The sequence below is a fragment of the Streptomyces sp. NPDC051207 genome (assembly GCF_040682395.1).
GTDB lineage: Bacteria > Actinomycetota > Actinomycetes > Streptomycetales > Streptomycetaceae > Streptomyces.
On record NZ_JBFBAX010000048.1, the window covers coordinates 16,993 to 27,642 of the forward strand.

Consider the following 10,650-nt stretch of genomic DNA (forward strand, 5'->3'; position numbering starts at 1 on the left):
CGGAACGGGGGACCGGTCGCGCCCCACGGCCCTCCGGTCAGCCGCGCAGCAGCACCGGGATCTCCCGCCAGCCGTACACGACGAACGACGACACCTGCCGCAGCTCGCCGGGGTCCACCGCCAGCCGCAGGTCCGGGAACCGGTCGAAGAGGGCGGGCAGCGCGGTCAGCGCCTCCACCCGGGCGAGCGGGGCCCCGACGCAGCGGTGCACGCCGATGCCGAACGCCAGATGGTCGTCCGCGCCGCGCGCGGCGTCGAAAGCGGCCACGTCCGGACCGTAGCGCTCCGGATCGAGCCCGGCGGCGGCGTATGTCGTGACGATGGCGTCCCCGGCCGGAACGGTGACGCCGTCGACGGTGAGGTCGGTGACGGCGAACCGCAGCGGCAGCGACGCGATCGACGGATGCACCCGCAGCGTCTCGTCGACCACGGCGTCCCAGCCGATGGTCCCGGCGCGCACGGCGGCGAGCTGCGCCGGGTCCCGCAGCAGCGCGACGACCGCGTTGCCGATCAGGTTGACCGTCGTCTCGAAACCGGCCCCGACGATCAGCAGCATCATGTGCAGCAGCTCGTCGTCGGAGAGCCGGTCGCCGTCCTCGTCGCGCACCCGGATCAGCTCGGTGGTGAGGTCGTCGCCGGGCAGCTTCCGCTTGTGCGCGATCAGCGCGGGCAGCACCGTCCCGAGCTGCTGCTGCACGGCCGCCGCCCGCTCCGGACTCGGGTCGGAGGTGTCCATCAGCGCGGCGATCAGCCGGGCGAACGCGTCCCGCAACTCCTCGGGCACGCCGACCAGGTCGCAGATCATCCGCATCGGCAGCGCATGGGCGTACGCGGCCCGCAGGTCCGCCGTGCCGTCGGGGGACGCGTCGAGCGCGTCGAGCAGCTCCTCGGTGATGGCCGTCACGCGGGGGCGCATCGCCTCGGTGCGCCGGTGGGTGAAGCTCGGTGCCACGAGGCGGCGCAGCCGCGCGTGGTCCTCGCCGTACGTGGACAGCATGTTGACCACTCCGACCCAGCCCAGGATCCAGTGCCAGGCCGGGCGGTCGCCGACCTCGGCCCACAGCCGCCAGTGCAGGCGGGGATCCTTGCTCACCCGGGGGTCGAGGATCAGTTGCTTCAGGGTGTCGTAACGGGTGGGGGCCCAGGCGGGGATGCCGCCGGGCAGCTCGACGGGGACGATCGGGCCGAGCTCGCGCAGCCGGGCGATCTCCGCGGGGATGTCGGCACCGAAGGGGTCGAGAGCAATGCGGTCGGTCACGTTCACGCACACCAGTACACACCGTGACCTGCCGATATCGCCTGGTCGCGGCCGATCTCATTCGCAAACTGTCCGGTCTTTTTCGCTTCCGGCGAGGTTCGACGGAACTTCGGCCTCCGCGACGCGAGTTGAGGGTGCCGCACCGGGGAGCGCCGGGGAGCCCGCCGCGCGCAAGCGCCCTCGGGGCCCGCGGCGACGGCCGGACGCGGCAGGCCGGCGACGAGGTTGTGTGCGGCGCGGGAGGCCGGGTACCCGTCCCGCGCCGGCGGGTCCACCCGCCCACGGGGACCCGGCACGAAAACCGAAGCAGTTGGAGAGGCCCGCATGACCAGTGGCGCCGAGACCGGAGGCGTGACCGGTACGCAGGACAAGGACTACAACCTGATCTGGTACGTGGAAGCGTGCCTCAGCAACGCACTGCGCCTGGAGAGCTACATCCAGGACGCGGAGCGCGCCAAGGACACCGAGGTCGCGGACCTGTTCCGCAAGGCCCAGGCCGACAGCCGCAAGGGCGCCGAACTGGGCAAGAAGCTGCTGCGCGCGCGCCTGAACGACGGCTGACGGCACGTCACACGCGTAAGGCCCGGTCCTCCGGTGAGCAGGGGGCCGGGCCTTCGTCGTGCCCGGCGGGGCCCTGGCCTGCGCGATGCTGCCGGGGGCGCGGGTGCCATTGCGGTGGTGCGGGTGTGGGCGAGGCCACATCCCGGGGGAGGCGCCGCTCATATCCCGCGGGCACGGCCGCCCACTACCGTCTGCCGTACAGTCCCCCTTCTCCTCCAGCAGTCCCGGGCGGCCCGTCAGTGCACGCAGAACTCTCCCCGGTCATCGCGGCGACCGCGCAGTGGCTCACCCGCGCCTTCCCCGCCCCAGGGGGTGCGCTGGCCGCAGCGCTGTGCGAGGCGCAGGCGCGGCAGGCCGTCACGGTCGCCGCGTGGCTGCGCTACCCGACGCCCATGGACGCCGCGCTCGTCGCCCTCGCGGGCCCCGGCGGCTCCGCCCGGCTCGACTGGGTGACCGGCGCCGACGCGGCGGAGCGGGAACCGGACGGCCACGCCTGGCGGACCTGGGTCGACGAGGTCCTCGTGAGCTGGGCGGCCTGCCTGCTCGGCGACCCCGCGCTGGCGGCGCTGGCCGTGACCGCGCTCGCCGACGGCCACGGCACCGCCGTAGAGGCGGACTTCCGCCGACTGCTGGCGCCCGACGACGGCGACCGGCGCGCTGCGGCCCTGCTGCGCCACCCCGACCTGCTGGCCTCCGTGGCGGAACTGCACCAGCCGCAGCTCCTGGACCGGCTGAAGCCCGGGCGCACGCTCATCGCCTGAGCCGCGCTGCCTGACCGCCCGGCGGACGCTTCCCCGGCCGCGTACGGCCCTCCCCGGCCCCGTGCGGCGAGATCCTCGGAGGCGTTTTCAGCCAGGTACGGAGCCGGACGCCCCACCCCTCCCGCGACCTGCGCAAACGCACACCCCCGGTGCCCCTCACCCTCCGTACATCACCCGAGTGCCCTACGCGACCGTGCCCCGGCCCGCCGGACGACGGAAGCTGAGGCGGGGCTCCAAAGCCTCCGGAGAAGACAGGGCGACCCGGCCGCGGCCCCCCGCGCCCGGGCTCCGCCGCCGACGGAGGAGAGACCGTATGACCACCGCCACCGCACCGAACTGGGAGCACGCCGTCGTCACCGGGGGAGCAGGCTTCCTCGGCTCCCACCTGTGCGCCGCCCTGCTGGACGCGGGCACGGCCGTCACCTGCGTGGACGACTTCAGCACCGGCCAGACCGAGAACATCACCCCGCTCCTCGACCGCCCCGGCTTCACCCTGGTGCACGCCAACGTCGCCGAGGGCATCCCGGTCAAGCGGCCCCCCGACCTCGTGCTGCACCTGGCGTCCCCCGCGTCCCCGGCCGACTACCAGCGGCTGCCCCTGCACACCATGGAGACCGGCAGCCTCGGCACCCGGCACGCCCTGGAACTCGCCCACACCTCCTCGGCCCGCTTCCTGCTGACCTCGACGTCCGAGGTGTACGGCGACCCGCAGCAGAACCCGCAGAACGAGCGCTACTGGGGCAACGTCAACCCGGTCGGCCCGCGCAGCGTCTACGACGAGGCGAAACGCTTCGCCGAGGCGCTGACCACCGCGCACGCCGAGACGCGCGGCACGGACACCTGCATCGTGCGCCTGTTCAACACCTACGGCCCCCGGATGCGCGGCCACGACGGGCGGGCCGTGCCGACGTTCGTCCGCCAGGCGCTCGCGGGCGAACCCCTCACCGTGACCGGCGACGGACGCCAGACCCGCTCCCTGTGCTACGTCGACGACACCGTGGCCGGCATCCTCGCCGCCGCCGCGCACGGCCTGCGCGGGCCGGTCAACCTCGGCAACCCGGCCGAGATCACCATGCTCGACCTGGCCCGGCTCGTCATCGAACTCTGCGACTCCGGCTCCGACATCCGCTTCGTCGAACGCCCCGTGGACGACCCGGCCCTGCGCTGCCCGGACATCACGCTGGCCCGCGACAAGCTCGGCTGGGAACCGCGCGTGGGGGCCGAGGACGGCCTGCGCCGCACGATCACCTGGTTCCGGGCCCAGGCCGGCGCCGGCACCCAGCCCGAAACCGGCGCCTGACCGCGCCCCGCCCCGCGCGGCCCCGGCTCCGTCCCGATCCGCCGAAAGGCCTGGTCACCCCATGCGAATCCTCGGAATCAACGCCCTCTTCCACGACCCCGCCGCCGCCCTCGTCATCGACGGGCGCACCGTCGCCGCCGCGGAGGAGGAGCGGTTCTCACGGCGCAAGCACGGCAAGCGGCCGGTGCCGTTCTCCGCCTGGGAACTGCCGGAGCAGGCCGCCGCCTGGTGCCTCAAGCGTGCCGGCCTGCGCCCGCAGGACCTCGACGCGGTGACCTACTCGTACGACCCGTCGCTCGCCCGGCCCGCCCACGAGATGGGGCTGGACGACCCCTGGGACCACCTGCGCCAGACCTACGCCCGCGAAGCACCCGGCTTCCTGACGGCGGCACTGCCCGGCCTGGACCCCGGCATCGTCCGCTTCGTGCCGCACCACATGGCGCACGCCGCGTCCAGCGCGTTCGCCGCGCCCGGCGCCGGGAACTCCTCCGTGCTCGTCCTGGACGGCCGCGGCGAACGCGCCTCCCACCTCGCCGCCCGCCGCGTCCACGACCGCCTGGAGGCGCTGCACTCCCAGGAACTGCCGCACTCCCTGGGCCTGGTCTACGAGGAACTCACCGAGCACCTCGGATTCCTGCGCTCCTCCGACGAGTTCAAGGTGATGGCCCTCGCCTCCCACGGCACGCCGCGCATGCTGGGCGAACTGCGCCGCCACGTGTACCCGACCGGCGACGGCGGCTTCCACGCCACCGCCGTCCCCTGGGCCGAGCTGTGCCCGCCGCGCGGCGCGGACGAGCCGTGGACGCAGGCCCACGCGGACGTCGCCGCCAGCGCGCAGGCCGTCCTGGAGGAGACGCTGCTGGACCTGGTGCGCTGGCTGCACGGCCGTACCCATGACAGCGTGCTGACCCTCGCCGGGGGCGTCGCCCTCAACTGCGTCGCCAACTCCCGCATCGCCCGCGAGGGCCCCTTCGGCACGGTGTGGGTGCAGCCCGCGGCCGGCGACGCCGGGACCGCCCTCGGCGGCGCCCTGCTGCTGTCCGCGGCCACCGGCGACGAACCGGAGCCCATGACCGGCGCCGACCTAGGCCGAGACTGGTCCGACGCCGAACTCGGCGCCTGGCTCAAGACCGCGGCCGTCCCCTTCGAACGACCCCCGGACATCGCCGCGACCGTCGCCCGCGCCCTGGCCGACAACGGGATCGTCGCCTGGTTCCAGGGCCGCTCCGAGTACGGGCCGCGCGCCCTCGGGCACCGCTCCCTGCTGGCCCACCCCGGTCACGCGGGCAACCTGGAACGGCTCAACGACGTCAAGGGCCGCGAGCAGTTCCGGCCCGTCGCGCCGATGGTGCTCGCCGACCGCGCCGCCGCCATTTTCGACGGCCCGCTGCCCAGCCCGTACATGCTGTTCGTGCACGACGTGGCTCCCGCCTGGCGGGAGCGCATCCCCGCCGTCGTGCACGTCGACGGCACCGCCCGCATCCAGACCGTCGACCCGGCGCGCGAACCGCTCGTCGCCCGCGTGCTGGGCGAGTTCGAGCGGCTCACCGGACTGCCCGTCGTCGTCAACACCAGCCTCAACACGGCCGGGCGGCCCATGGTGGACGACCCGCGCGACGCCCTGGAGTGCTTCGGCTCCTCGCCCGTCGACCTGCTGGCCATCGGCCCGTACGCCATCCGGCGCGGCGACCTCTTCCGCACCGACGGGGGAGGACCGCGATGACCGGGCCCGACGGCACGCCCGCGTACGCCGTGGTGATCCCCACACTGGGCAGGCCCAGCCTCGGCGCCTGCCTGCGCGCGCTCGCCCTGGCGGACGGGCCGGGCCCGGAACGCGTCGTCCTCGTCGACGACCGGCCCGACCCCGCGGGCCCCGCCGTCACCGCCCACGTACCGCCGGCGCTGCGGCCCCGGACCACCGTGGTGCGCGGCGCGGCACGCGGCCCCGCCGCCGCCCGCAACGCCGGGTGGCGGGCCGCGGGTGACGTGCCGTGGATCGTCTTCCTGGACGACGACGTGGTGCCCGGACCCGGCTGGGCGCACGACCTCGCCGTCGACCTCGCCGCGGCCACCGGCCGGGTCGCCGGGGTCACCGCCCGCATCGAGGTGCCGCTGCCGTCCGGCCGCCGGCCCACGGACTGGGAGCGTGCCACGGCCGGACTCGCCACCGCCCGCTGGATCACCGCCGACCTGGCATACCGCCGTACGGCGCTGGAATCCGTGGGCGGCTTCGACGAGCGCTTCCGCCGCGCCTTCCGGGAGGACGCCGACCTCGCGCTGCGCCTCCTCGACGCGGGCTGGACCCTCACCGAGGGGCGGCGGACCACGACCCATCCCGTGCGGCCGACCGGGCGCTGGACCTCCGTCCGCGTCCAGGCGGGCAACGCCGACGACGTCCTCATGACACGGCTGCACGGCCGCGACTGGTGGCACCGGGCCGGGGCCCCGCGCGGACGCCTGCCCGCCCATCTGGCCATCACCGCGGCCGGGCTGGGCGCCGTCGCCTGCGCCCTGCTGCACCGGCCGCGCTCGGCGGCGTACTGCGGCGCGGCCTGGCTGGCGGGCACCGCGGAATTCACCACGGCCCGCGTCCTGCCCGGGCCACGCACCCGCGACGAGATCCTCACCATGCTGCTGACCAGCGCGGCCATCCCCCCGGCCGCCACCTGGCACTGGCTGCGCGGCCGGATCACCCACCGCGACGTCCCGCCGCACCGCACCCGGCAGCCACACCGACCATCCCCCCGGGTGCGCTCCGCGGCCGGGGAACGGACCGGGTCATGACGCGCCCGGCCACCGCGTCCGCAGCCACGGGCCACGGGCCGCTCGGCGCCCCGGGCCTGCCCTACGGCCCGTCCGGCGGACGCCTGCCCCACGGCCTGCCCGGCGCCCGGCGCGTACTCCAGGGCACGCTCGGCGCCCCGCGGGTGTTCCACGGGCCGCCAAGCGCCCCGCACGTGCTCCATGGGCCGCTCGGCGCCCCGTGTCGGCTCCATGGCCCGTTCGGCGCTCTGCGCGTGCCGCGCGGCCTGCTCGGCGCCCGGCGCCTGCCCCAGGGCATGCTCGGCGCCCTGCGCCTGCCCTGCGGCCTGCTCGGCGCTCCGCGTCTCCCCGAGGGCGTGCAGGGTGCCGCACACGTGCTCCGCGGCCCGCTCGGCGCCCCACCCCCGCCCCGCGACCCGCTCGGCGCCCCACCCCCACCCCCGCCCCGCGGCCCGCTCGGCGCCTCACGCCCGCTCCCCGGCCCGCTCGGCCCCCCGTGCCCGCCCCGTCGGCCGGTCCGCAGTCCCGCGGAGTCGCGATGACCAGTGCCCGAAGCAGCCTTCCGCGGACGCTCGTCGTGCGGCTGGACAGTGCCGGAGACGTGTTGCTGGCCGGGCCCGCCGTGCGGGCTGTCGCGGCCGGGTCCTCGTACACCGCCCTGTTGTGCGGACCGCAGGGCGCGCCCGCCGCGCGGCTGCTGCCGGGCGTGGACGACGTTCTCGTCTACGAGGCGCCCTGGGTGGGCCTCGAACCGCCGCCCGTCACGGACAGTGCCACCCGGCGCCTGCTGGACACGGTCGGGGCCGGGCGTTTCGACCGGGCCCTGGTGCTCGTGTCGTACCACCAGAGCCCGCTGCCCGCCGCGCTGCTGCTGAAGCTGGCGGGTGTCGGCCGGATCGCCGCCGACAGCGAGGACTACCCCGGGACCCTGCTCGACCTGCGCCACCACCGCAGGCCCCACCGGCACGAAGTGGAGGCCGCGCTGGACCTCGCGCGGGCCGCCGGATGCCCGCTCCCGCCCGGCGACGACGGCAGGCTCCGCGTCACCACCCCGCTGCCCGACACCGCCCGCCTCACCGGGCGCGGGCCGTACGTCGCCGTGCATCCCGGCGCCGCCGTACCGGCCCGCGCCTGGAGCCCCGGCCGGGCGGCCCGCGCCGTCGCCGCGCTCGCCGCCGCCGGTCACCGGGTCGTCGTCACGGGCGGCCCGGCCGAGCGCGCCCTGACCGCGCGCGTCGCCGGACGGCACGCCCGAGACCTCGGCGGCGCCACCGACCTGCCCACCCTCGCCGGGGTCCTGGCGGGGGCCCGCGTCCTCGTCGCCGGCAACACCGGCCCCGCCCACCTCGCCGCCGCCGTCGGCACACCCGTCGTGAGCCTCTTCGCGCCCGTGGTGCCCGTGGGGCAGTGGGCCCCGTACGGCGTGCCGCACGTCGTGCTCGGCGACCAGTGGGCGCCCTGCGCCGACAGCAGGGCCCGGCACTGCCCGGAGCCCGGACACCCCTGCCTCGACGGGATCGGCGACGCCGAGGTCCTCGCCGCGGTGACCACGCTCGTCCGGTCCCGGGGGGACGCACGCGACCGGGGGGAACAGACGGAACGAGGAGCACCCGTATGAACATCCTCCTGTGGCACGTGCACGGTTCCTGGACGACGGCGTTCGTGCAGGGCCCGCACACCTACGTCGTCCCCGTCACCCCGGGCCGCGACCCGGACGGGCTCGGCCGGGCCAGGACCTTCGCCTGGCCCGCGTCCGTGCGCGAGGCCACCCCCGGGCAACTGCGCGACACACCGGTCGACCTGGTCGTCCTGCAGCGCCCGCACGAACTCGAGCTGGCCGAGCGCTGGCTGGGCGGACGCCGGCCCGGCCGGGACGTACCCGCCGTGTACCTGGAGCACAACGCCCCGGACGGCGACGTACCCGGCACCCGGCACCCGTGCGCCGACCGCGACGACCTCACGATCGTCCACGTCACCCACTTCAACCGGCTGTTCTGGGACTGCGGCACCACCCGCGCCGAGGTCGTCGAGCACGGCATCGTCGACCCCGGCCACCGGTACACGGGCCGGATCGGCCGGGCCGCCGTCGTCGTCAACGAACCGCTGCGCCGGGGTCGTCACACCGGTACCGACCTGCTGCCCGCGCTCGCCGCGGCGGCACCGCTCGACGTCTTCGGCATGCGCACCGAGGGCCTCGCCGACCACCTCGGCCTGCCGCCCGACCGGTGCCGCACCGCCGACCTGCCGCAGCACGAACTGCACGCGGCGATGGCGGAACGCCGGCTGTACCTGCATCCGGTGCGCTGGACGTCCCTCGGCCTGTCCCTGCTGGAGGCGATGCACCTCGGCATGCCCGTCGTGGCACTGGCCACCACCGAGGCCGTCGAGGCCGTACCACCCGGCGCCGGCACCCTGTCCACTCGTCCCGAGGTGCTGGCCGAGGCCGCGCGCCGCTACCTGGCCGACCCCGCGGCCGCCGCCGAGGACGGGGCACGTGCCCGCCAGGCGGCCCTCGAACGGTACGGGCTCAAACGCTTCCTGGCCGACTGGGAGCGCCTGATCACGGAGGTGTGCGCATGACCCCGTCCCTCAGCCCCTTCCCGTCGGGCGACGTCGGCGGCGACCGCCTCCAGCCGGGCACCCTGGACATCGCGATGGTGTCGGAACACGCGAGCCCCCTCGCCGCGCTCGGCGGCGTCGACGCCGGCGGGCAGAACGTCCACGTCGCCTGCCTCGCCGCCGCCCTCGCCGACCGCGGGCACCGCGTCACCGTCCACACCCGGCGCGACGCGCCCGACCTGCCCGACCGGGTCCGGGTACGCGACGGCGTCGAGGTGCACCACGTGTCCGCCGGTCCGCCCGAGCCGCTCCCGAAGGACGAACTGCTGCCGCACATGGCGCAGTTCGGCGAGGTCCTGGACCGCGCGTGGCGGCGCCGGGCACCCGACCTCGTGCACTCCCACTACTGGATGTCCGGCCTCGCCGCGCTCGCCGCCGCCCGGGAGCGCGGCCTGCCGCTCGTGCACACCTACCACGCGCTCGGCACGGTGAAGCGCCGCCACCAGCGCCTCGCCGACACCAGCCCGCCGCAGCGCATCGCCGGCGAGATCGAGGTCGGCCTCGGCTGCGACCGCATCGTCGCCACCTGCCGCGACGAGATCACCGAACTCGCCCGCATGGGCATCCCCACCCGCAAGACGACCGTCGTACCGTGCGGCGTCGACACGGACCGCTTCACCCCCACCGGACCGGCCGCGCCGCGCGGGCCGCACCGCCACCGGCTCCTCCAGCTGGGCCGCCTCGTGCCGCGCAAGGGCGCCGCCGTGTCCATCGCCGCGCTCGCGCGGTTGCCCGAGACCGAACTCGTCCTCGTCGGCGGACCCCCGCCCGACCGGCTCGACGACGACCCCGAGGTACGCCGGCTGCGCGGCATCGCCCGTGACGCCGGGGTCGCCGACCGGGTCCGCTTCACGGGCGGTGTGACCGGCGAGGACGTGCCGCGGCTGCTGCGCTCGGCCGACGTGGTGCTGTGCCCCGCCGACTACGAGCCCTTCGGCATCGTCCCGCTGGAAGCCATGGCCTGCGGGCGCCCTGTCGTGGCCAGCGCCGTCGGCGGACAGCTCGACACCGTCGCCGACCCCGGCACCGGACGCCTGGTGCCGCCCCGCGACCCGCAGGCGCTGGCCCGCGCCGTCGCCGGTCTGCTCGCCGACCCGGCCGCCCGCGCGGCCTGCGGCGCGGCAGGGCGCCGCCGGGTCCTCAGCCGGTACGGCTGGAGCCGCGTCGCCGCGGCCACCGAATCGGCGTACTGCGACGTCCTCGACGCCGAGCCCGCCGCCACGGGAACCGGCTGACCCCCCAGGCCGCCCCGACCGCCGACGCCCCGAAGGGAGGTGCGGGTCCCGCCGCGGGCCCCCCCCCCCCGCCCCCCCCGCCACCCAGACCCAACAAACCCCGCGCCACGCCGCACGACAGCACAGCCGGGCACAGGAACAGGCCCACGACCC

The 10,650-nt window shown here is 76.2% G+C and carries 10 protein-coding genes; 9 read left to right on the forward strand and 1 reads right to left on the reverse strand.

Translation table 11 applies throughout. The features are described from left to right. Window positions 1-37 precede the first annotated feature (37 nt). Window positions 38-1,264 carry a cytochrome P450 gene (locus tag AB0M97_RS29095; protein WP_365963965.1) on the reverse strand — a complete coding sequence of 409 codons (1,227 nt, stop codon included), beginning with the start codon at window positions 1,262-1,264 and terminating at the stop codon, window positions 38-40. A gap of 318 nt (window positions 1,265-1,582) precedes the next feature. Between AB0M97_RS29095 and AB0M97_RS29100 the strand changes: the two genes are divergently transcribed. The 9 genes from AB0M97_RS29100 to AB0M97_RS29140 all read left to right on the forward strand — a co-directional run bounded on the left by AB0M97_RS29100 (window position 1,583) and on the right by AB0M97_RS29140 (window position 10,497). Beyond that, window positions 1,583-1,819: a hypothetical protein gene (locus AB0M97_RS29100; protein WP_365963966.1), complete on the forward strand. Its 237-nt coding sequence runs from the start codon at window positions 1,583-1,585 to the stop codon at window positions 1,817-1,819. Window positions 1,820-2,058: 239 nt separating this feature from the next. Continuing rightward, window positions 2,059-2,580, forward strand: coding sequence for a hypothetical protein (locus AB0M97_RS29105; RefSeq protein WP_365963967.1), 522 nt, complete (start codon window positions 2,059-2,061; stop codon window positions 2,578-2,580). 313 nt (window positions 2,581-2,893) lie between these two features. Then, window positions 2,894-3,880 carry an NAD-dependent epimerase/dehydratase family protein gene (locus tag AB0M97_RS29110; RefSeq protein ID WP_365963968.1) on the forward strand — a complete coding sequence of 329 codons (987 nt, stop codon included), beginning with the start codon at window positions 2,894-2,896 and terminating at the stop codon, window positions 3,878-3,880. 61 nt (window positions 3,881-3,941) lie between these two features. Next, the gene (locus AB0M97_RS29115) at window positions 3,942-5,603 is read left to right on the forward strand and encodes a carbamoyltransferase C-terminal domain-containing protein (protein ID WP_365963969.1); all 1,662 of its coding nucleotides are present in this window, start codon (window positions 3,942-3,944) and stop codon (window positions 5,601-5,603) included. Then, window positions 5,600-6,664 (forward strand): glycosyltransferase, encoded by a 1,065-nt coding sequence (locus AB0M97_RS29120; RefSeq protein WP_365963970.1) that lies wholly within the window; start codon window positions 5,600-5,602, stop codon window positions 6,662-6,664. Before AB0M97_RS29115 ends, AB0M97_RS29120 begins: the two co-directional genes overlap by 4 nt. Beyond that, window positions 6,661-7,185 carry a hypothetical protein gene (locus AB0M97_RS29125; RefSeq protein WP_365963971.1) on the forward strand — a complete coding sequence of 175 codons (525 nt, stop codon included), beginning with the start codon at window positions 6,661-6,663 and terminating at the stop codon, window positions 7,183-7,185. The genes AB0M97_RS29120 and AB0M97_RS29125 overlap by 4 nt, the downstream gene beginning before the upstream one ends. Continuing rightward, window positions 7,182-8,261, forward strand: a complete 1,080-nt coding sequence (locus AB0M97_RS29130; RefSeq protein WP_365963972.1) for a glycosyltransferase family 9 protein — start codon at window positions 7,182-7,184, stop codon at window positions 8,259-8,261. Before AB0M97_RS29125 ends, AB0M97_RS29130 begins: the two co-directional genes overlap by 4 nt. Continuing rightward, the gene (locus AB0M97_RS29135) at window positions 8,258-9,223 is read left to right on the forward strand and encodes a glycosyltransferase (protein ID WP_365963973.1); all 966 of its coding nucleotides are present in this window, start codon (window positions 8,258-8,260) and stop codon (window positions 9,221-9,223) included. Before AB0M97_RS29130 ends, AB0M97_RS29135 begins: the two co-directional genes overlap by 4 nt. Then, window positions 9,220-10,497, forward strand: a complete 1,278-nt coding sequence (locus AB0M97_RS29140; protein WP_365963974.1) for a glycosyltransferase — start codon at window positions 9,220-9,222, stop codon at window positions 10,495-10,497. The genes AB0M97_RS29135 and AB0M97_RS29140 overlap by 4 nt, the downstream gene beginning before the upstream one ends. Window positions 10,498-10,650 lie beyond the last annotated feature (153 nt).